The organism is Serratia sp. AR11 (assembly GCF_056376275.1).
Window position 1 is genome coordinate 3081120 of sequence record NZ_CM150739.1, and the last position, 20755, is coordinate 3101874.

Sequence of the window (20755 nt, forward strand, 5' to 3'; positions counted from 1 at the left end):
GCGATGTTCGCATCGCCCAGCTGTCAGACTTACTGTGGCTTTAACTTGACCAGCGGTTCAGCAATGAACTGCTGTTTCAGCTCCTGCTTACTCTTCATCACGATCTGTCCGTCAGTGCCGATACTCATATGCTGCGGGTCAGCGTTGTGCAATGACTGCCACAGCATCACCGCCTGCAGACTGTTTTCTTTCTGTTCCGGCGTTAGCGCTACGCCATCCGGCCACTTGCCCAACTCAACGGCCAGTACCAGTCGCTGATAGATTTCCGGCGTCATGGCGGCAATCAGATCTTTTACGTCCATCAGAGCATTTCCTCACTCTTGGAAGAATAATTAGCTGAATCGATTTTTCTCACTGAATAATCCGTCAGCCGGCGGTTTTGTCGCCGTTCTCACCGTCGGTAAAGCTCAGCGACGCCGAGTTAACGCAAAAACGCTCACCGGTTGGCTGCGGGCCATCGGGGAAGACATGCCCCAGGTGTGCGTCGCAATGCCCACAGCGGATCTCAACGCGATGCATATTATGCGTATTATCATCAAGATAACGAATAGCATCGTCGGAAACCGGCTGATAGAAGCTCGGCCAGCCACAGCCGGAATCATACTTGCTGTCGGAGTAGAACAGCGGTTGGTTGCAGCACAGGCAATGGTACACGCCCTCGCGCTTGTTGTGCAGCAATTTGCCGGAATACGGCGCCTCGGTACCACGTTCCTGAGTCACATAACGTTGGATTTCATTCAGTTCCGTGGCCGGATGGTCAGGGGTTGTCTCTTTAGCCATTTGTGCGTTTCTCTGAATGTGGATAATGTCAACGAAAACAATGAGTAATAATAACAAAAAATTAACAACACTGCAGCGCTTTTTGGCCTAAACTGTAGCCCATAAAGGTCACGTCATGACAATATGTGATACCGATCACATATCTTAAACAGGCTGACTTTATACTTAGCGGTTTGACCCCATATAACGGATGAGGCCGAACGCAAACGGAATGTGCAATAAGCACTCAAACCCGGCTTCCAGGTTTGATTTGCAGCAAGAATTGACACGATTCCGCTTGACGCTTGGTAAGGTTTTTGTAATTTTACAGGCAACCTTTTATTCACTAACAAATAGCTGGTGGAATATATGACTATCAAAGTAGGTATCAACGGTTTTGGCCGTATCGGTCGCATTGTTTTTCGTGCTGCTCAAGAACGTTCTGACATCGAAATCGTTGCAATCAACGACCTGTTAGACGCAGAGTACATGGCTTACATGCTGAAATATGACTCTACTCACGGCCGCTTCAACGGCACTGTAGAAGTTAAAGACGGCCACCTGGTTGTTAACGGTAAAACCATCCGTTGTACCTCAGAAAGAGATCCGGCTAACCTGAAGTGGAACGAAGTCAACGTTGACGTCGTTGCTGAAGCAACTGGCCTGTTCCTGACTGACGAAACTGCACGTAAACATATCGCTGCAGGCGCTAAGAAAGTTGTTCTGACTGGCCCATCCAAAGACGACACCCCAATGTTCGTTATGGGTGTTAACCACAAATCCTACGCTGGCCAGGAAATCGTTTCTAACGCTTCTTGCACCACCAACTGCCTGGCACCACTGGCTAAAGTTATCAACGACAAGTTCGGTATCGTTGAAGCTCTGATGACCACTGTGCATGCAACTACCGCAACTCAGAAAACTGTTGATGGCCCGTCTCACAAAGACTGGCGCGGCGGCCGCGGCGCATCCCAGAACATCATCCCTTCTTCTACCGGTGCTGCTAAAGCAGTAGGTAAAGTTATCCCAGAACTGAACGGCAAACTGACCGGTATGGCGTTCCGCGTTCCAACTCCGAACGTGTCTGTGGTTGACCTGACTGCTCGTCTGGCAAAACCAGCTTCTTACAAAGAAATCTGTGCTGCTATCAAAGCCGCTTCTGAAGGCGAGCTGAAAGGCGTACTGGGTTACACCGAAGACGAAGTAGTTTCTACCGATTTCAACGGCGAAACTCTGACTTCCGTATTCGATGCCAAAGCCGGTATCGCTCTGAGCGACACCTTCGTGAAACTGGTTTCCTGGTACGACAACGAAACCGGCTATTCCAACAAGGTTCTGGATCTGATCGCTCACATCTCCAAATAATGGATTGATGTTAAGCTGATGATGAGGGTGACATTTTTGTCACCCTTTTTTTGTTTCTACGGCGAACAAAAGGCAACCCGATGAACGAAAAGATTTTCACCCTACCCGTTACCGAACAAATTTCCCCTTTTATCAGTCAGCGCCAGCTCGATGAACTGCCTGTCGTAGTGGTTTCCCATCCGAAAGTGCGTGCCGCTATCTCACTTCAGGGTGCGCATCTGTTGGCCTGGCAACCTAGCGGTGAAAAACCGGTTATTTGGCTGAGCAATAACACCCCCTTTAAAAAGGGCAACGCCATCCGTGGCGGCGTGCCTATCTGCTGGCCCTGGTTTGGCCCGGTAGCAAAACCTTCACACGGTTTCGCACGCAATCAGCCGTGGACTCTGACCGCGCATGATGAAGACGACAACGGCGTTATACTGACCTTCACGCTGAAAGACAATGAGCAGACCCGCAGCCTGTGGCCACATGCCTTTACGCTGATTGCCCGCTTCAAACTGGGTGAGGAATGCGAAATTGAGCTGGAATCCCACGGCGACTATCAGGCAACCGCGGCGTTGCACACCTACTTCCAGATCGGTGATATCGGGCAGGTTAAAGTTGCCGGGCTCGGCGAACCCTATATCGATAAGGTTGCCGGCGGCGCAGAAGCTCGCCAGGTGGGTGACGTGACCTTTGTCGGCCAGACCGACCGGGTTTATACCCAGCCGGACGCCTTCAGCCTGATCAAAGATGCGGCGCAACAACGCACCATTGAGGTTCATCACCATCACATGAGTGACGTGATTGCCTGGAATCCCGGCGTGGAGCTTTCTTGCAGCATGGCGGATATGCCAAATGACGGTTATAAAACCATGGTTTGCGTAGAAACCGGTCGCGTCAGTAAACCCCTGGTGGCAGCCGGTGAACAACCGGCCCGGCTGGCAGTGACCTTCCGTGTTCGTAACAACGGCTGATCCCTTTTAAGTGCAGCAAAGACTTGCTGCGCTACAGATGTGCAAAAGGGGCGCTAGCGCCCCTTTATGATGCCTACATTGCACAACATTGGTGCAGGCTTCGATTAGAAGCTGTATTTCACACCCGTCATCAACAGTCCGGTGTAAGATTTATCCACCATTGGGCTGTCTTTAACTTCATCGGACAGTTGGACATAACGCCCAACAAAGAAGGCATCCCAATCTTTGTTAATCTTATAGTTGGCGCTCAGTTCAACGTACGGCGCCCAGCTATCACTTGGCGTGTAACTGTCCAGACCGCTGCGGCGAGATTCATTTTCGCTGATACCGTAGTAGTATTTGTTCTGGTTTTTGCTGCTCCACGACACGCCCACACCAGGTACCAAGGTGAAATCGCCCAGATCAAATTTGTACAGATAGGCCAAATCACCCACCATACCGTTGCTGTAGTCTAACGTATCACCGGTAAAGGTGGTGCGCAGAATCCCCCACTCAGCAAAATGCGAATAGGCCAGACCGGCCATCAGCGTACCGCGACGCTTGTTCAACTGCTTCATGCGGTCATCGTCGCTGTCACCCGGGCGATAGCCCAGCGGTGAAAAGTAGCCCATCAGACTCAATTGGTTTTGCTGATCTTTCCACAGGTAATAACCGGCGGTCAGCGTACGGAAGTAGAAGTCGTCACCTTCATAGTTAATGACGGGCACCGGATACACGCGGTCCTGATAGCCACGATACGGATCCGGGCTAACCAGCGCGGAAGCGCCGAGTGACCAAGTTCCTGCCTGAGCACTTTGCGCACAAACCATTGCGGAAGCGATAATTGCTAGCGTTTTGAGTTTAAAAATCTTCACTGGTTCTTTTTCCATAAATAACAGAGTTAATAGCGTGCTTAGTTTATGTGAGAATTTAGTTAGGCGCTGAATCTTTACAATAGAAAACGACCGAGATCGAATAACTTAGAACCTAAATATGAATTAATCATGGCAGAACCATGACGTTTTTTGCCGCAGGCCGCGCCAGACAAGGCATTTGGCTATCCCTGTAATAACTGAGTCATTGATATGACTTAAAAAAAGCTTTTTATCACGCAGGAAATTTTCTGGTATGCAAACTAAGCTTAAATCAGAAGGTGAATAAATCCTGAGCCAGTGGCAATACAGCGCAACTCGCGATAATAAGCGCACCAAGTTGGCATACGAGTTGCTGTACTCAGGGATAACTTCTTCTTTCGGGAGCCAAAACACTATCACCAGCTCCCTTTAACCTGTGCTAATAACGAAAGGACGGGCATCGCCATGAACATATTTGACCACTATCGCCAGCGCTACGAAGCTGCCAAGGACGAAGAGTTCACACTGCAGGACTTTCTTACCATTTGCCGGCAAGATCGCAGTGCATATGCCAATGCGGCCGAACGTCTGCTAATGGCTATCGGTGAACCAGTCATGGTCGACACTGCGCTTGAGTCGCGCATGTCTCGCCTGTTCTCCAACCGCGTGATCGCACGCTATCCGGCATTCGAAGAGTTCTACGGCATGGAGGAAGCTATCGAGCAGATAGTCTCTTACCTGAAACACGCCGCGCAGGGCCTCGAAGAGAAGAAACAAATCCTTTATCTGCTGGGCCCGGTGGGCGGCGGGAAATCATCACTGGCAGAACGCCTGAAAGCATTGATGCAGTTGGTGCCTATCTACACCCTGAGCGCCAACGGGGAACGCAGCCCGGTTAACGACCACCCGCTGTGCCTGTTCAACCCGCAGGAGGATGCCAATATTCTGGAGAAAGAATATAACATCCCGAATCGCTACCTCGGCACCATCATGTCGCCGTGGGCGGCCAAGCGCCTGCATGAGTTTGGCGGCGACATCACCAAATTCAAAGTCGTCAAAGTACGCCCTTCTATTCTGGAACAGATTGCCATCGCCAAAACCGAACCGGGCGATGAGAACAACCAGGATATCTCCGCGCTGGTCGGCAAGGTCGATATTCGCAAGCTGGAGAATCACGCGCAAAACGATCCGGATGCCTATGGTTATTCCGGTGCCCTGTGCCGCGCCAACCAGGGGATCATGGAGTTCGTAGAGATGTTTAAAGCGCCGATCAAGGTGCTGCACCCTCTGCTGACCGCCACCCAGGAAGGTAACTACAACGGGACCGAGGGGATTTCCGCCCTGCCGTTCAGCGGTATTATCCTGGCTCACTCCAACGAATCAGAATGGGTGACCTTCCGTAACAACAAAAACAACGAGGCCTTCCTCGACCGTGTTTACATCGTCAAGGTGCCTTACTGCCTGCGGGTGTCGGAAGAGATCAAAATCTACGACAAGCTGCTGGATCACAGTGAACTGACCCATGCGCCATGTGCCCCTGGCACTCTGGAAACGCTGGCTCGCTTTACCGTGCTCTCACGCATGAAAGAGCCGGAAAACTCGAGCATTTACTCGAAAATGCGCGTCTATGACGGTGAAAGCCTGAAGGACACCGATCCCAAAGCCAAGTCGTATCAGGAATACCGCGACTATGCCGGGGTTGATGAGGGCATGAACGGCCTGTCTACCCGTTTCGCGTTTAAAATTCTGTCACGGGTGTTCAACTTCGATCACGCAGAGGTCGCCGCTAACCCGGTACACCTGTTCTACGTGCTGGAACAGCAGATCGAACGTGAGCAATTCCCTCAGGATCAGTCAGAGAAATACCTGGAGCACCTGAAAGGCTATCTGATCCCGAAATACGCCGAGTTTATCGGCAAAGAGATCCAGACGGCTTATCTGGAGTCTTACTCGGAATACGGCCAGAACATTTTTGACCGCTACGTGACCTATGCAGATTTCTGGATCCAGGATCAAGAGTACCGTGATCCGGATACCGGCCAACTGTTCGATCGCGAATCGCTGAACGCCGAACTGGAAAAAATCGAGAAGCCGGCCGGCATCAGCAACCCGAAAGATTTCCGCAACGAAATAGTCAACTTCGTGCTGCGCGCCCGGGCTAATAACAGTGGCCGCAACCCTAACTGGACCAGCTATGAGAAGCTGCGTACCGTGATCGAGAAGAAAATGTTCTCGAACACCGAAGAGTTGCTGCCGGTCATTTCGTTTAATGCTAAGACCTCAACGGACGAGCAGAAGAAACACGACGACTTCGTCGATCGCATGATGGAGAAAGGCTACACCCGCAAACAGGTTCGCCTGCTGTGTGAATGGTATCTGCGGGTCAGAAAGTCTTCATAACGTCTAATGAGAATTAGCGTCATGGAGATGGCGTAGAAAGTTGGCAACGTCGTTTGGGGGAAGTATGGCTTATTTTATTGACCGACGGCTGAACGGTAAAAACAAGAGCATGGTGAACCGCCAACGCTTCTTGCGTCGTTACAAGTCGCAAATCAAACAGTCGATTGCCGAAGCCATCAACAAGCGTTCGGTCACCGACGTAGACAGCGGGGAGTCCGTCTCGATCCCCACTGGCGATATCAACGAGCCGATGTTTCATCAGGGTCGCGGTGGCACACGCCACCGCGTTCATCCCGGTAATGACCACTTTGTCCAGAATGACCGCGTTGAGCGCCCACAGGGTGGCGGCGGCGGTGGCAGCGGCCAGGGTAACGCCAGCCAGGATGGCGAAGGCGAGGACGAATTCGTCTTCCAGATCTCCAAGGACGAATATCTCGATCTGCTGTTTGAGGATCTGGCGCTGCCAAACCTGAAAAAGAATCAGTACAAGCAGCTCACCGAGTACAAAACCCATAGGGCCGGTTACACCGCCAACGGCGTGCCGGCTAACATCAGCGTAGTACGTTCGCTGCAAAACTCATTGGCGCGACGAACCGCCATGACCGCCGGTAAACGGCGCGCCTTACATGAGTTGGAAGACGAACTCACCCAGATGGAAAACACCGAACCGGTGCAACTGCTGGAAGAGGAACGGCTGCGGAAGGAAATTGCCGAGTTGCGCAAAAAAATCGAAAGCGTGCCCTTTATCGACACCTTCGATTTACGTTACAAGAACTATGAACGGCGGCCCGAACCCTCCAGCCAGGCGGTGATGTTCTGCCTGATGGACGTTTCCGGCTCGATGGACCAGGCCACCAAAGACATGGCCAAACGTTTCTATATTCTGCTCTATCTGTTCCTGAGCAGAACCTATAAAAACGTCGACGTGGTGTACATCCGTCACCATACCCAGGCGAAGGAAGTGGATGAACAGGAGTTCTTCTACTCGCAGGAGACTGGCGGCACCATAGTTTCCAGCGCGCTGAAACTGATGAATGAAGTGGTTGAAGAACGTTACGACCCGGCGCAATGGAACATCTACGCCGCACAGGCATCGGATGGCGATAACTGGGCCGATGATTCACCGCTGTGTCACGAACTGCTGGCGAAGAAACTGCTGCCGATGGTGCGTTACTATAGCTACATTGAAATCACCCGCCGTGCCCATCAAACACTGTGGCGTGAGTATGAAGACCTGCAGGCGAAATTCGAAAACTTTGCCATGCAGCATATTCGCGAACCGGACGATATCTATCCGGTGTTCCGCGAGCTTTTCCACAAGCAGACCGCATAATTAACATCTTTACCAACGGCCGGTTAATCAGACTTATCGGCCGTTTTCTTTTGCAAAAATAATGAAAACTGCCACTGGAAAGTTTTAATTCAGGTTTACCTAACGCCCCGGTCGATCAAATCAACTGCCCGCCTTCCCTGCCTCTCAGATAAAACTGTAAGTCACTGTTCGTTTAATGGTTTTTTCTCCTGCACAGATCCAGGGGACAATAGCTAAGGTAATTCCTAATTACGCTTCCCTGACGCAATGCTTATTGCTTGAATTAGGAAAAGTCCTATTTAATGGGATGCCGAATTGCCATCTCAGGTGAGTGCTATGGAATACCTTCCCGTTGCAATCATCGTCGTTTTGATCGCAGTTGTCGTATTTTCCTTTGTCATGTATTTGCGGCAAAGAAGGGGAACTACTTTCAACACCAAGCGGAAACGACGCTAGGACGCCTCTCCACAAGGAAGTGGTTCTATAATCGCTATCAGGCTATGCCCCTTCCATTGAGTTACCCATTTAGCAAACAATTTCAGTTTCTTATGAGGATATTCTGATACCTGCGCTATTGCCGTTTTTCGTCTTGTCGTCGAAATTCAGGTGCGCTACTGTCGTGTTCTGGAAACACACAACACCGCAGAATCAGAACAACATCCAGTTTGTCGCTATCATCCCTTAATCCCGCCGCTGTGCGGGATTTTTTTGGCGTCGAGCTTTGTAGATCAACAGGATAGCCAGAAGAGATTTTGAGGTCTGGTAGACGTCCGCGAGTAACCGACCGTCATAAAAAAGCCCCGCAGTCGCAGGGCCTGAGCGATGTAGGTTTACGGGGCGTTAGCGGCATCGTCGATCAAAGCGGCGATTTCCTGCGGATGTGAAGCGAGCGAGGCGTGGCTGGCATTCAGCGTAATCACTTTTTTAGCCTTCAACCGCGCGGACATATGCTGTTGATTTTCTGGTGCAATCATTCGGTCATTGCTGGAAATTTGATACCAGGAAGGTTTGTGTTTCCAGGCCGGTTCGGTGATCACGTTACCGAAGGTGCTGGCCAGCGGTGCCTTCTGGGTCACCGCCATCACCAGTGCTGCATCGGCGGAAAGATCCTGACAGAAGCTTTCGTGAAATTTATCGGCTTTAATCCATAAATAGCCATCACTGTCCGGTGCCAGGTTCGCCGCCGCAATTGGAGGATGTTGCTGAGTGATGCCGCCAGGGCTTTCCCCTGCATCTGGTGCAAAGGCAGCGATAAACACCAGCCCGACCACATTAGGCAAATTGCCCATTTCGCTGATTACCGCGCCACCATAAGAGTGCCCGACCAATAACACCGGGCCTTCTTGCTGTGCCACCATCTTGCGCGTGCGCTCTGCATCATCGGCCAGCGATGTCAGCGGCATCTCTACGGCATGAATCGAGTGATATCCTTTATGCGACAATTCGGTAATGACTTTACTCCAGTGGGCTGCACCGCCCCAAAATCCATGGACCAGGACTACTGTAGGTTTTGCATTCATTACAAATTCCTTCTTTAACCACGTGGAGGCGTTACGCCAGACCCGATAATCAACATCGCCATGCTTCCAGCGCCATCTGCACCAAGCCAAAACGCCTTATATGCCCTGTTGTATATAGTTCACTGCCGCCGCTTTCAGCAATAGCTACGAATAGTTAACCCTTGGTTATATCCCTTCTGGCGTTCCATTCAGCTCGGGTGATCTGCCAGATTTCCGTCAGCATAAGTCCACGGTTCGGTCACATCACGACATTAAAACTAGGATTTTTACCCATTACGATCTAAAATCTCATGAAAAAACAATGGGAAGTAATTTCAACGAAACCAAAAGGGAATTATTCAGTGAAGGAAATGATCTCCATTCTTTGTATCGCAGGCCTGCTGGCGATGCTTTTTTCATGGTTGTTTGTCTACGGCCTCAATATTCATTAGCCTCTTCAAAGATAAAAACCCCGGCATGTGCCCATACCAGGGTTGATAGCGTTACGCTGAACAGACCGCTTCCCTGGGCGATATGCCCGCAAGACCATTACTGTTTGGTCTGGATCCAGAATGCGTGGATCAGACCAGGGAAGTAGCCAAGCAAGGTCAGAATAATGTTGAGGATAAACGCCCCGCCGATCCCTTTATCCAGCAGTACACCCAAAGGGGGCAAGATGATGGTAAATACAATTCTCCAAAAGCTCATAATAACGCCTCATTTTGCTTTATAAGACACCAATATATTACATATCCTTAACATTTTCAAATTACGCTCTCTCCCTGCAGTCTAATAAAACCGTTAAATTGGTATATATCTACAAATTCTGTGGGTATATTTCGTTAAAAAAAGAAAGAATTAATAAGCATTGATTATGTGGGATTGAGGTCTTAAAATTTAAGGCTTAAAAATACAACTGGGATTGGTTTCATGTCGTCGCTGTGGGTAGCAACACAATACTTTTATTTAATTGGCCTGTTAGTTTCTATGATTTTTACCTATCTGGTCAGCCGAGATACCATTAAGATTCGTTTTATCAGTGCGTTAACCATTGGCCTAACCTGGCCATTGAGCCTGCCGGTAGTGTTGATGTTCTCCTTGTTCTAACGCTTGAGATACCGCCCCGCCAAAGAGCGACGGGGCAGTCATGAGCCTTCCCTTAAAAATCGTACCCTACCGTCGCCAGTACGGAGCGTTCTGCCCCCCAATAGCAATAACCGGTGCCATAACAGGCCGCGACATATTTTCGGTCAGTCAGGTTATTCACGTTTAACTGCACATATGCCCCTTTCAACGATGGATTAACGCGATCCAGATTCATCCGCACCGAAGCATCCACCAGCGTCACGGAAGGAATACGTAGCGTATTTTCGTTATCCGCCCACTGTTTGCCGATATAACGCACCCCAGCCCCCAGATCCACGCCGTAGGCAGTGGCATATTTGCCCCACAGCGAAGCCATTTGCTCCGGTGCCAGATACGGCGTATTGCCATTGTTGCCGTCAATCGCATCTTTAAACTTCACCTTGTTGTAGGTGTAGCCCGCTATCAGATCGAGATGTTCGGTTAACTTGCTGCGAGCCTCCAGTTCAATCCCCTGAGAATGTACTTTCCCGGCAGGCAGATAATAACTTTGCTGCACCACCCGGTTGGCGACGTCATTCTGCGTCAGGTCATACAGGGCCATGCTGTAGATTGATGAACTGCCCGGCGGTTGATATTTTAGGCCCACCTCGTACTGCTCGCTGGTGCTCGGCTTCAGCATATGGCCGTTTTGATCGGCCAGCGCTTCCGGCGTCACCGCCGTGCTGTAACTGGCGTACGGTGAGAAACCGCTGTCAAAGCGATACAGCAACGAGGCACGGCCGCTAAAGTTGTCGTCACGACGTTCATCGCTGGTGCCGGTGTTGAGCACCGTATTTTTTGCCTCTATACGGTCAAAACGGCCAGACAGATTCAGATACCAGTTCTGCAGGCTGATTTCATCCTGCAGATAAACGCCCGTCTGTTCATAGTGGCGTCGGGAATCGGTATGCGTCAGATTGGTCAGTCCCGCGCGCCCCGACACACCGGTATAAGGGTTCAATTGAGAGGCGCCGGCAGATTCATCCCACAGGTTATTACGAAAACGCTGGTAATCCAGGCCCAGCATCACTTTGTGATCCAGCGGCCCGGTAGCAAAGTCAGCCTCCAGTTGGTTGTCGACGGCGAATGCATCCAGTGAGGTTGCCGAGCCGCTGTAATAGCGGTTCAGCAACTGGTGATCCTGATCCCAGCCAATCTGATAAACCTGCTGCAGTTCAACGTTAGAATGGGTATAGCTGGCATTCTGTCGGAATGACCAAACGTCATTAAAGCTGTGCGAGAAAGCGTAGCTGTAAATCTGCTCCCAACGTTTGAAGACGTTACGACTACTCTCGCCATCAAAAAATCCGCGCCCCAGTTTGTCACCCGCGCTGGAATAGAGACTGCCATCTGCCGGTACTGCACTGTGATAACCGCCGGACGGATCCTTTTGCAGGTAAGCTTTCAGTAACAGTGAGGTATTTTCATCTGGTTGCCACAGCAATGACGGCGAAATTGCATAGCGTTCTTCACGCTGATGGTCATACATGGTATCGCTGCTGCGCGTCATTCCGGTCAACCGGTAAGCCCACTGCTCCGACAAAGGACCGGTCACATCGAAAGCCGCGCCCTGGGTGCTGTTATTACCCGCCGAAAGATTAACCTGCCCCTGCGTGGCAAACTGCGGGCGCTTGGTGGTCAAGGCCACCAGCCCGCCCGGAATGCTTTGCCCATACATCACTGAAGAAGGCCCCTTGATAACGTCGATACGCTCCAGGAACCAGGGATCAACCTGCAAGGCATTATAGGTGCCGCCGTCACTTAACAGGCGCAGGCCGTCGAGGAAGGTGTTATTGACATCGCCGCCGTGGAAACCGCGTAATGCAATGGTGTCATAGCGTGTCGCGCCGCCGGCGAAGTTAGTGAAAACGCCCGGGGTATATTTCAGTGCATCGTTAACCGTTTGGGTATTCTGATCGCTCATTTGTTGGCGTGTCACCACGGAAACAGATTGCGCTGTCAGGATCAGCGGCTGGTCGGTTTTAGTCGCCCCCTGACTGGTGGTCGCCTGGTAGCCCTGAGTTACCGACTCGGCAGTATCAGCGGGCCTGGCGCTAACCACCAGGGTGTCTTCAGCCAACGAAGTCAACGGCAGGAACATCGCGAATGCACACAAAACACGCGACCGTTTGACAGGAAAAATCATCTGCATATTTGTAATCCCCGGTAAGTATCATTAAGTCACCCCCGACCCGCCCCCATCAGCAGCGCTGGCTGACAAGAGTGCAAAAGATCTATCGGTGTGCTGTATGTAAAGAAAAGGAAATATTAATGATAATTATTATCTTTATCGATAAGGAATTACAAGCATGAGGATACTTTTTATCAGCAGGCGAACTAACCTGCCGTCGGCAAAAAACCTTGGGCTGATTGTGGAAAAGTAGATTGAAAATCAACAATAAAAAAATGCCAGCATTTGGCTGGCATACAAACTCGAATCAATATGATCTATCTGGTGCCAGTGCTCAACGAGTTCCTTTGACGAACCAAAAATAGAGACGCCGAGCCACCAGCAAAATAAGCGCCAGCAGAATATTCGCTATAACCCATAAACTTAATATGTATATAAAGGTTTGATAGAGGGGGATCCCGCGGTCGGCGGAAAACGGATTAAAATGCCAGAAGCGAATAATGACGAAGGGGTTGAGGTTTAACCAATCAAAGAAGAAAGCGACCAGCGCTGGTGGCAGGAAAAAATAAAGTCCCAGGGTGATAATCAGCAGATACACGGCGGAGTTATCGCTTTTATAATCTTTCATATCAATGAGTTACCATCATAAACCACATAAAAACACCTTGCGTGTCGCAGCATTTAACAGACCTGGCGAATGCGGCTTAGTTCCAGATCGGGGGTAAAATAAAGCCTGTTTGGCGTTTAATTTTCATTTAGTTTTTAGGTGGTATAACGCTAGTCAGCTCAGGAGGCTCCAATGATATCGGATTATTGCCCAACCCCACCCACCCCCAAAAAGCTCAAAATCATCTATGGCTGGTATATCTATACCCTCTATGCCCAGTTGGTCTTTAATATCTATCTGGCGGTCTATAACGGCTGCGTCAGGCGCCCGATTGAAGCGCCGCTGATCTCCGTGTGCCACAGTATTTTCATCGCATTTTTACTTTACCAGGTGCTGAAAAAACGCACCCATTTCGCCTGGGTGATGCTGGCCTATTACATTCTGATGCGGCTGTACTACGCCAATGTGCTGCACATCGAGTTCAATGCATGGAGCCGTGGGTTGGTTTTCATTTTTCTGACGCTGCTGCTGACCGGCACGGTTGCGGTGGGTCAGCTTGCGACACCGCCACTGCGCCAGGATTGGTTGGCACGACTTGGGTGGCGGCAGTGGGCAACGCTGGCGGCATTAGCAGGGCTGTTGACGCCGTTGATCACCGCTGACTATTTGAGCTGACAGCCGAATTTACTTTGGGATATGCGGCTCTGAAATATCGACCAGACGGCACACCTTGGTGTAGTTATTGGATTTCTCACATATTTTATCCGTGACGAAAACACCAAGGTAACTCAATACCAGCAGATAACCTGCCATACACAAAACAAAAATAAGCGTTCTCACCGATAAGACCAACCTGACAACAAAACCCTCAGCATCATACCTTGCTTACCCCGTTTTAGACTATTTCAAAGTATTTCGTAAATCCGCTGGTTATTTCCGGCACACAAATGTTATGTTATCACATAACAAAAATCACAAAAAAAATGTGCCATGGATAACCAACCCTCGCCGTTACTCACCGTAGAACACCTGACGCTGTCGCTTGATGGAGACGTCAAAATTCACGATTTGAATTTTACGCTGTATGCCGGCGAACGTCTGTGTCTGTTGGGTGCATCGGGTTCAGGTAAATCACTCACTGCCGCCGCCATTTTGGGGACTCTGCCGACTGGCGCGACAGTCAATGGTTCCATTCGGCTGCAAGGGCAAGAACTCGCTGGCCGGCATTTGCAACAGCGCAAACATCCCGCACTGGCAGCCATCTTTCAGGATCCCTTTACCAGTCTCAATCCCCTGACCCGCGTGGGCCAGCAGCTAATCCTGGCACTACAGGGGCAGAACAACATGAAAAAACAACGGGCACAGCGTTGCGCCATCGAGTTACTGGCAGTATTAGGCTTGCCACCGGAGATCATCATGTCACGCTATCCTGGCCAACTGTCTGGCGGACAATGCCAGCGAGTCTGCGCGGCGCTGGCATTGGTGGGTGAGAAAAGCCTGCTAATCGCCGATGAGCCTACCACTGCGTTGGACATGGTCAGCCAACATCAACTGCTCGAGATCCTGAAAGCTTACACCGAACGTCCTCACGCACCGGCATTGCTGTTTATTACCCACGATCTCACCGTTGCCGCCAACCTGTGTCAGCGCGCCATCGTGATGGTAGATGGCAAAATAGTCGAGCAGGGATCGTTCGCACAATTGCTGCATCACCCTGCTCACCCCTATACCCGGCAATTGGTTGCCACAGCGCAGCGCCCAACCTTCAAGCGGACATCGCCGTTGAGTCTGGCAGGTTAACGGAATGAATGGCATGTCAATCAGCGGAACGCTGCCCTTTATCAGCCTGCAGCAAGTTTGCCTCCGATATTCATCGCAATCTGACGGACTGAAACCCACCGACCTGAATCTGTATCCGGAGGAACGCGTCGGGCTGGTAGGCTGCTCCGGCGCAGGGAAATCGACGCTACTCAGGCTGTTGCTGGCATTGGAAACCGCGGATGCCGGCCATATCCTCTGCCAGGGTAATGCCGTCCGCCCAACCGCTGTGAACCCATTGCGCTGGTATCGACGTTTGGTGCAATACGTCCCTCAGGATGCCCATGCCTCACTTAACCCGCGCCACACGGTGGCCGAGTTGATTATTGAACCTCTGCGTCAGCTGGCACCCAGGCAGGATTTGAGCATTGCCGCTGAGCGGGCCTTGCGGCAGGTCGAATTGGATGATCACCTGATACACGCCCGCCCCGGCCAGCTCTCCGGTGGGCAGGCACAACGGGTGGCGCTGGCGCGTGCTATCGCGCTACAGCCCCGTTTTTTAATCGCCGATGAACCGGTCAGCGGTCTGGATCTGCCACTGCGTCAGCAGATCATCGGCCTGCTGGACAAGATTACTCGTCAACAAAATATGGGCATGCTGCTTGTCTCCCATGATATTTCACTGGTCGCCGCCCTATGCCAACGAACGCTGGTGATGGCCTGCGGCGTCATCGTGGAAGATCGTCCAACCGATGAACTGCTGCGCAGCCCGCGACATGCCGCCACCTGCGATCTGCTGGCCGCCATTCCCTCGTTACCCGCCCTTTATCAGCCCTGACATTCTGAGGACTTTTTCATGTTGAACCCACGCTTTATTGGCCCCACCGGCTGCCTGCTCGCCGGCAGCTTGCTGCTTGGCGGCTGTTTTGACCCTGCCGAACCGAAAGCCGATGCCGGCGAAGAACGACGCATCCGGCTGGCCATGTTGCAACCGCCTCGTTCCGGGCTCACGCCGCTCAGCGATGATGCGTTTAAACTTTCGCGCTGGAGCAATACCGAAACGCTGGTGCTGCTGAACGCCAATGGTGATGCCGAACCGGCATTGGCCACCGAATGGCAGCAGATAGATCAACACCGCTGGCGCTTTGTGTTGCGGCAGGGGGTCAGTTTCCACGACGGCAGTGTGATGACAGCACAGAGCGTCGTACGCTCACTTTCGGCGGCAATCAACGCCGCCCCCAAACCGCGTATCCTCGACGGCATTGAATTATCAGTCAGCATTGAAGGCGATCACGCCGTGATTATTTCCACCGCGGTCCCCGACCCTTTACTTCCGCAACGGCTGTCCAGCCCACAGTTGGCGATCCTTGCCGAACGGGCTTACGGTGCCAACGGCGTGGTTAACCCATTGCTGGCCGGGACCGGCGCTTTTGTGCTGACGGAAATCAACGGGACCAGCAGCGCGCGACTAAAGCGTTTTGAAGGTTATTGGGGCCAAAAAGCCGCAGCGCCGGGTATCGACGTCAGTTTTGTACCGGACGGTTCCGCCCGAGCCGCAGCTCTGCGCACCGGCAGTGCCGATCTGGTTGAAGCCGTGCCGGTATCACAGTTGCCACTGATTGCGGCAGAACGCATCCATGAAGTGCCGATGCCGCGCACCAACACTCTGTATCTAAACACCCGAGTAGGTGTCTTTAGCGATCCGCAGGTGCGTGCCGCCGCCGCCGCGGCTATTGAGCGTCAACCCCTGGTGGACAATGTCTACGAAGGCCGTGCCGATGTCGCCAGCGGGCTGCTTGGCCCGGCACTGCCCTGGGCCGCCCCATTGAGACAGCCGCAACCCTTGCTGCCCACCAAGACGGTAACGAATAAAACCATCACCCTGGCCACCTTCAGCGATCGCGCCGAGCTACCGGAAGTCGCCGTTTATCTGGCGCAACAGCTTGGCGCAGCAGGCTTTGTGGTGAAACAGGAAGTGCGGGAATATGCGCATATTGAGGCCGATGCGCTGGCAGGCAAATTCGACGCATTTATTCTGTCGCGAGCCACGGTGTTGGACTCCGGCGATCCGCTGGCTTATATGTTCAGCGATTTCGCCTGTCAGGGCTCGTTCAATATCGCCCAACTGTGCGACCCGCAGGTGGATGCGGCTATAACTCAGGCTGCCGCTATTGCGGCCGGAGCACAGCGACGTCAGGCGATCATGGCGGCGGAAAACCGCATACTGGCCACTAATGCCGCGATCCCGCTGCTGCATGAACGAGTGATCCAGGGGGAAGCCGTGGGCATGAAGAATGCAGAGCGCGATCCGCGAGAACGCCAACTGGTGACACCGCGCAGCATGATCGTCAGCGGACAGCCCTGATGCGACTGGCGCAATGGCTATTGCCACTGGCCTCACGCCTGTTTGCCCTGTTGGCAATGATATCCCTGATCGGTCTGATGCCCTGGCTATCCGGTCGCGACCCGGCAATTAGCCTGCTGCGAGCTCGCTCGGCCGAACAGGAAGCGACGCCCGAAGCCCTGAATGCCATTCGCCAACGCTTTGCTCTGGACGACGGGCCGCTGATGCTGCTTGGCCGCTGGCTTAATGGGGTATTGCATGGCGACGCCGGTCACTCCTGGATCTCCGGTCGCCCGGTACTGGAGGGGCTGTTACAGGCTACCGGGGTTTCTCTTACGTTAATGGGCTACGCGCTGGCGATAGCGCTGTTAGTCGCAGGGTTGCTGGCACTGCCAACCCTTTGGCGCGGCCTGCATGGCGAGTACCGCCGTTCTGCAGGCGTGTTGGCGGTGGCGCTGACCGCCCTGCCCGAGTTTCTACTGGCCGCGCTGTTACTGATCCTCGGCGCCGTCTGGCTAAACTGGTTTCCCCCCTACGGCTGGCAAAGTTTGCGCCATGTGGTGCTGCCGGCGCTGGCATTGGGTTTACCTGCCGGCGGCCTGCTGGGCCTGTTGTTCAGTGACGGTCTGGCCGCGACCTTATCCGAACGCTGGTTAATCACCTGGAGCCTGGCCGGTATCTCCCGGTGGCATTGTCTGCTGGCGGTGTTGCGCCGCACGCTACCCGCCTTGTTACCGCAAATCGGTTTGGTGCTGGTTGGGCTTACCGGCGGCGCCATCGCCGTCGAGAAAGTCTTCGCCATTCCCGGTCTGGGCAGAGCGACATTAGGTGCCGCCATCGCACAAGATCTGCCAACGCTGCAGTGCGGCATTCTGATCTTGTTGCTGATCGCCTTCAGCACCGGTTTTTTGGCACAGAGCACGCATTATCTGTTGCTGGGTCGGGTAGCGCCAAGCCTGGCCAATTCGATGCCGCCACCGCACAGCGGCAAAGGCAGTTACGTTTTCGCCACCTTTGCCGCGCTGTTGTTGTGCTTGTTGGTGCTGAGCGGGATCATACGCGATCCACTTTCGTCTCTGCATATTCGCCTCCATCCGCCCAGCCTCGATCTGCCCTTCGGCGCGGATGCCACCGGTCGGGACATCCTGGCGCGCGTCGCTTACGGTGCGCTGAATACCAGCCTGCTGGCACTGGCGGTCAGCTTCGCTTCGCTGTTCCTCGGGATAATGTTCGGGCTGATGCCACGTCTGATGTGCGGAATGATTGAGCTGGCCAACGCCACACCGCCGATTATCGCAGGCCTGTTAGTGGTCGCCATTAGCGGCCCTTCAGCCTACGGCGCCGCCTGCGCGGTGATGTTGGTCAGTTGGGCTCCGCTGGCCGCTCATTGCGCTTCGCTGCTGATGGAAGCCCGCACTCAGCCCTATATCCGCATGCTGCCGGTGTTGGGGATTGGTCGACTGCGCACCTTGACGCATTACCTGCTGCCTGCCTTATGGGGGCCACTGCTGCGCCATGCCATGCTGCGCCTGCCGGGGATTGCGCTGGCGCTGGCCGCCCTGGGTTTCCTTGGCCTGGGTCCGCAGCCACCCAGCGCAGAATGGGGGCTGGTGCTGGCGGAAGGCATGCCTTATATCGAACGGGCGCCGTGGGGAGTCCTGGCACCGGCGATCGCTCTGATATTACTGGCGGTGCTCGCAGTAACGCTGGCCAATACCGCCGGCAACCGTCGGGGCTGACGGCGCATCCTGGCCCGGTTTGTAGTAATATTATGCGGTACCTCAACCGGCCGGGAGACCCAATGCACCATCTGATGTTAGATATTGAAACGCTGGATATAAAACCCAGTGCGGTGATCCTGGTGGTCGCCGCGGTATTTTTCGATCCTCAAACCGGGCAGCTCGGTGCGGAATTTGAAAACGCCGTCAGCAGCCAAAAAGATCAGCCCGGCAGAACCATCAGCCTGGATACCGTCGCCTGGTGGGCGAAACAGTCTGACGAAGCGCGCAAGCTGGCTTTCGGCGGCACAGAAAGCCTTAAACGCACATTGACCAACCTGAGCCGGTTTATCCATATGAACAGCACCGATAAGGTCAAGGTTTGGGGTAACGGCAAGGAGTTCGATTGCGCCATCCTCGAACATGCCTTCCAGCAGCTTGATATGCCCTGTCCATGGAAGTTTTGGGATACGCAAGATGTGCGCACGGTGATCACCCTGGCAGAAATGCTGGGCTTTAATCCGAAGAAAGAACGGGCATTTGAAGGCACGCCCCACCGGGCATTGGACGACGCCAAACATCAGGCGCGTTACGTGGCGGATACGGTATCGGCACTTTACTATCGCAAAGCCGCTGGGTCATAAATAGAACCGGACTGGCGTACCGGCGGCGGACCGATGTTTTGCCTCTTTCCATTTAGCGCCAGAATCTCTACTCTAGCCCTCTTTGTCACTCGGATGTGCTGTTTTTGTTATGCAAAAATTTCTGTTTCTGCTTCTTAGCCTGGTGCTGCTCGGCCCGCTGGGTATCGATCTCTATCTGCCGACCATCCCCGCTATCGCCGTTGGCCTTAACAGCAGTGAAGCGCTGATTCAGTCCACCATTTCTCTGTTCATTTTGGTGCTGGGCCTCGGGCAGGTTATTGCCGGCCCGCTGGTGGATAACTACGGCCGCAAGCCGGTGGCTCTGGCCGGTATTGTGATTTACATGATTGGCGCGGCGATGGCGGCGCTGGCCACCACGCCAACGATGTTTGTCGCCTCTCGCCTGTTGCAGGGTGTGGCGGTGTGCTGTACCGCAGTGGTGGCATTCAGTGGCGTGCGCGATCGGATGAACGGCGACGATGCAGCCCGTGCCTTCGGTTTTCTCAACGGTACGCTGAATATTATTCCTGCTCTGGCCCCCTTGCTGGGTGGGCTGCTGGCAGAAGCCTTTGGCTGGCGCGCCCCATTCTGGTTCCTGGTATGTTATGCGCTGGCGGTACTGGTACTTATCGCCCTTCGCCTGCCGGAAACCCGTCCGGCGGACACCGTGCGCGTCAAAGGATTGCCGGTGCGACAATATGCACGCATCGCCCGAGATCGCCGCTTTCTGTCCTTCGCCGTAGTCAACTCCGGTGCCATGGGCATGGCGCTGACCTACGTTTCGCTGGCCCCCAACGTGCTAATGGGCACCGCCGGGCTGACGCCGTTGCAATTCTCGTTGGTGTTTGGCGCCAATGGTTTTTGGATCATGCTGGTGAGTTTTTTCGCCAACCGCATCATTCACAAGGTCGGACGCCCAGTCTGTCTGGCAACCGGCGGTATATTGATGGGTATCGGGGCTATTGGGCTACTGCTGGGCGTCTCCTTACTGTCTGGTGCGGCACAAACTCACTGGCTGGCTTATATGCTACCGGTCGCTTTTGCCTGTGCTGGTTTAGCCTTTGTGATGGGCCCGGCAACCAGCTACGCGCTGGAGCCGTATTCCAATGAGGCCGGGGTAGCTTCTGCATTGGTAGGTTTTGTGCAGATGGCCGGCGGTGCGGCTCTGGGCTTGTTGGCGATGGCGCTGCCATTGCAGCCCAAACTGTCACTGGCGCTGGTGATGCTGGTGGGTTGCCTGCTGGCGCTGCACGCACGACAGCGCAGCAAGCAAATAAAAGGTCAGTTGAAGAAGATTGCCTGAG

The 20755-nt window shown here is 53.3% G+C and carries 19 protein-coding genes; 12 read left to right on the forward strand and 7 right to left on the reverse strand.

The features are described from left to right. Positions 1-29 precede the first annotated feature (29 nt). Together ACSOSI_RS14510 and msrB are read right to left on the reverse strand one after the other, a co-directional pair. Positions 30-302 carry a YeaC family protein gene (locus tag ACSOSI_RS14510; RefSeq protein WP_012145451.1) on the reverse strand — a complete coding sequence of 91 codons (273 nt, stop codon included), beginning with the start codon at positions 300-302 and terminating at the stop codon, positions 30-32. A gap of 64 nt (positions 303-366) precedes the next feature. Further along, a complete protein-coding gene (msrB, locus tag ACSOSI_RS14515; RefSeq protein ID WP_012145452.1) occupies positions 367-780 on the reverse strand; it encodes a peptide-methionine (R)-S-oxide reductase MsrB in 414 nt (137 codons plus the stop codon). Between the two features lie 348 nt (positions 781-1128). Between msrB and gapA the strand changes: the two genes are divergently transcribed. Both gapA and ACSOSI_RS14525 read left to right on the forward strand, forming a co-directional pair. Then, the gene (gapA, locus tag ACSOSI_RS14520) at positions 1129-2124 is read left to right on the forward strand and encodes a glyceraldehyde-3-phosphate dehydrogenase (protein WP_012145453.1); all 996 of its coding nucleotides are present in this window, start codon (positions 1129-1131) and stop codon (positions 2122-2124) included. A gap of 80 nt (positions 2125-2204) precedes the next feature. Then, the gene (locus ACSOSI_RS14525; protein WP_012145454.1) at positions 2205-3080 is read left to right on the forward strand and encodes a D-hexose-6-phosphate mutarotase; all 876 of its coding nucleotides are present in this window, start codon (positions 2205-2207) and stop codon (positions 3078-3080) included. A 104-nt stretch (positions 3081-3184) separates the two neighbouring features. Here the strand turns inward: ACSOSI_RS14525 and ACSOSI_RS14530 are convergent, their stop codons facing one another. Beyond that, positions 3185-3949, reverse strand: a complete 765-nt coding sequence (locus ACSOSI_RS14530; protein WP_012145455.1) for a MipA/OmpV family protein — start codon at positions 3947-3949, stop codon at positions 3185-3187. Positions 3950-4378: 429 nt separating this feature from the next. On the opposite strand from ACSOSI_RS14530, the gene yeaG reads away from it, so the two are divergent. Then, complete coding sequence (gene yeaG / locus ACSOSI_RS14535; protein ID WP_012145456.1) at positions 4379-6313, forward strand: protein kinase YeaG; 1935 nt, start codon at positions 4379-4381, stop codon at positions 6311-6313. 64 nt (positions 6314-6377) lie between these two features. Beyond that, complete coding sequence (locus ACSOSI_RS14540; protein ID WP_112364545.1) at positions 6378-7646, forward strand: YeaH/YhbH family protein; 1269 nt, start codon at positions 6378-6380, stop codon at positions 7644-7646. Positions 7647-8455: 809 nt separating this feature from the next. On the opposite strand, the gene ACSOSI_RS14545 is transcribed toward ACSOSI_RS14540, so the two are convergent. Next, on the reverse strand, positions 8456-9145 hold the full coding sequence (locus tag ACSOSI_RS14545; RefSeq protein ID WP_261137088.1) for an alpha/beta hydrolase: 690 nt from the start codon (positions 9143-9145) through the stop codon (positions 8456-8458). Between the two features lie 528 nt (positions 9146-9673). Next, a complete protein-coding gene (locus ACSOSI_RS14550) occupies positions 9674-9832 on the reverse strand; it encodes a YqaE/Pmp3 family membrane protein (protein WP_006322621.1) in 159 nt (52 codons plus the stop codon). Between the two features lie 222 nt (positions 9833-10054). Here ACSOSI_RS14550 and ACSOSI_RS14555 point away from each other — a divergent pair, with 222 nt between their 5' ends. After that, entirely contained in the window at positions 10055-10231 is a 177-nt protein-coding gene (locus tag ACSOSI_RS14555) for a GhoT/OrtT family toxin (RefSeq protein WP_012145459.1), read from the forward strand. A gap of 52 nt (positions 10232-10283) precedes the next feature. On the opposite strand, the gene ACSOSI_RS14560 is transcribed toward ACSOSI_RS14555, so the two are convergent. Both ACSOSI_RS14560 and ACSOSI_RS14565 read right to left on the reverse strand, forming a co-directional pair. Next, a complete protein-coding gene (locus ACSOSI_RS14560) occupies positions 10284-12401 on the reverse strand; it encodes a TonB-dependent siderophore receptor (RefSeq protein ID WP_476705666.1) in 2118 nt (705 codons plus the stop codon). Positions 12402-12714: 313 nt separating this feature from the next. After that, positions 12715-13008: a hypothetical protein gene (locus ACSOSI_RS14565; RefSeq protein WP_476705667.1), complete on the reverse strand. Its 294-nt coding sequence runs from the start codon at positions 13006-13008 to the stop codon at positions 12715-12717. Positions 13009-13179: 171 nt separating this feature from the next. Here ACSOSI_RS14565 and ACSOSI_RS14570 point away from each other — a divergent pair, with 171 nt between their 5' ends. The 7 genes from ACSOSI_RS14570 (at position 13180) to ACSOSI_RS14600 (ending at position 20754) form a co-directional block, all read left to right on the forward strand. Then, positions 13180-13662 (forward strand): hypothetical protein, encoded by a 483-nt coding sequence (locus tag ACSOSI_RS14570; RefSeq protein ID WP_017893072.1) that lies wholly within the window; start codon positions 13180-13182, stop codon positions 13660-13662. Between the two features lie 315 nt (positions 13663-13977). Next, entirely contained in the window at positions 13978-14787 is an 810-nt protein-coding gene (locus ACSOSI_RS14575; protein WP_476705668.1) for an ATP-binding cassette domain-containing protein, read from the forward strand. 13 nt (positions 14788-14800) lie between these two features. Then, a complete protein-coding gene (locus ACSOSI_RS14580; protein ID WP_261408867.1) occupies positions 14801-15583 on the forward strand; it encodes an ABC transporter ATP-binding protein in 783 nt (260 codons plus the stop codon). Positions 15584-15601: 18 nt separating this feature from the next. Further along, entirely contained in the window at positions 15602-17110 is a 1509-nt protein-coding gene (locus ACSOSI_RS14585) for an ABC transporter substrate-binding protein (RefSeq protein WP_476705669.1), read from the forward strand. Continuing rightward, a complete protein-coding gene (locus tag ACSOSI_RS14590) occupies positions 17110-18828 on the forward strand; it encodes an ABC transporter permease subunit (RefSeq protein WP_476705670.1) in 1719 nt (572 codons plus the stop codon). Before ACSOSI_RS14585 ends, ACSOSI_RS14590 begins: the two co-directional genes overlap by 1 nt. Before the next feature lie 62 nt (positions 18829-18890). Next, positions 18891-19451 carry a 3'-5' exonuclease gene (locus tag ACSOSI_RS14595; protein ID WP_012145467.1) on the forward strand — a complete coding sequence of 187 codons (561 nt, stop codon included), beginning with the start codon at positions 18891-18893 and terminating at the stop codon, positions 19449-19451. Positions 19452-19560: 109 nt separating this feature from the next. Beyond that, positions 19561-20754, forward strand: coding sequence for a multidrug effflux MFS transporter (locus ACSOSI_RS14600; protein WP_012145468.1), 1194 nt, complete (start codon positions 19561-19563; stop codon positions 20752-20754). Position 20755: the final 1 nt, after the last annotated feature.

Bases quoted from the DNA above. Each gene is read 5' to 3' on its own strand.
- ACSOSI_RS14510 (WP_012145451.1), bottom strand. From the start codon at position 302: ATGGACGTAAAAGATCTGATTGCCGCCATGACGCCGGAAATCTATCAG.
- msrB (WP_012145452.1), bottom strand. From the start codon at position 780: ATGGCTAAAGAGACAACCCCTGACCATCCGGCCACGGAACTGAATGAA.
- gapA (WP_012145453.1), top strand. From the start codon at position 1,129: ATGACTATCAAAGTAGGTATCAACGGTTTTGGCCGTATCGGTCGCATT.
- ACSOSI_RS14525 (WP_012145454.1), top strand. From the start codon at position 2,205: ATGAACGAAAAGATTTTCACCCTACCCGTTACCGAACAAATTTCCCCT.
- ACSOSI_RS14530 (WP_012145455.1), bottom strand. From the start codon at position 3,949: ATGGAAAAAGAACCAGTGAAGATTTTTAAACTCAAAACGCTAGCAATT.
- yeaG (WP_012145456.1), top strand. From the start codon at position 4,379: ATGAACATATTTGACCACTATCGCCAGCGCTACGAAGCTGCCAAGGAC.
- ACSOSI_RS14540 (WP_112364545.1), top strand. From the start codon at position 6,378: ATGGCTTATTTTATTGACCGACGGCTGAACGGTAAAAACAAGAGCATG.
- ACSOSI_RS14545 (WP_261137088.1), bottom strand. From the start codon at position 9,145: ATGAATGCAAAACCTACAGTAGTCCTGGTCCATGGATTTTGGGGCGGT.
- ACSOSI_RS14550 (WP_006322621.1), bottom strand. From the start codon at position 9,832: ATGAGCTTTTGGAGAATTGTATTTACCATCATCTTGCCCCCTTTGGGT.
- ACSOSI_RS14555 (WP_012145459.1), top strand. From the start codon at position 10,055: ATGTCGTCGCTGTGGGTAGCAACACAATACTTTTATTTAATTGGCCTG.
- ACSOSI_RS14560 (WP_476705666.1), bottom strand. From the start codon at position 12,401: ATGCAGATGATTTTTCCTGTCAAACGGTCGCGTGTTTTGTGTGCATTC.
- ACSOSI_RS14565 (WP_476705667.1), bottom strand. From the start codon at position 13,008: ATGAAAGATTATAAAAGCGATAACTCCGCCGTGTATCTGCTGATTATC.
- ACSOSI_RS14570 (WP_017893072.1), top strand. From the start codon at position 13,180: ATGATATCGGATTATTGCCCAACCCCACCCACCCCCAAAAAGCTCAAA.
- ACSOSI_RS14575 (WP_476705668.1), top strand. From the start codon at position 13,978: ATGGATAACCAACCCTCGCCGTTACTCACCGTAGAACACCTGACGCTG.
- ACSOSI_RS14580 (WP_261408867.1), top strand. From the start codon at position 14,801: ATGTCAATCAGCGGAACGCTGCCCTTTATCAGCCTGCAGCAAGTTTGC.
- ACSOSI_RS14585 (WP_476705669.1), top strand. From the start codon at position 15,602: ATGTTGAACCCACGCTTTATTGGCCCCACCGGCTGCCTGCTCGCCGGC.
- ACSOSI_RS14590 (WP_476705670.1), top strand. From the start codon at position 17,110: ATGCGACTGGCGCAATGGCTATTGCCACTGGCCTCACGCCTGTTTGCC.
- ACSOSI_RS14595 (WP_012145467.1), top strand. From the start codon at position 18,891: ATGCACCATCTGATGTTAGATATTGAAACGCTGGATATAAAACCCAGT.
- ACSOSI_RS14600 (WP_012145468.1), top strand. From the start codon at position 19,561: ATGCAAAAATTTCTGTTTCTGCTTCTTAGCCTGGTGCTGCTCGGCCCG.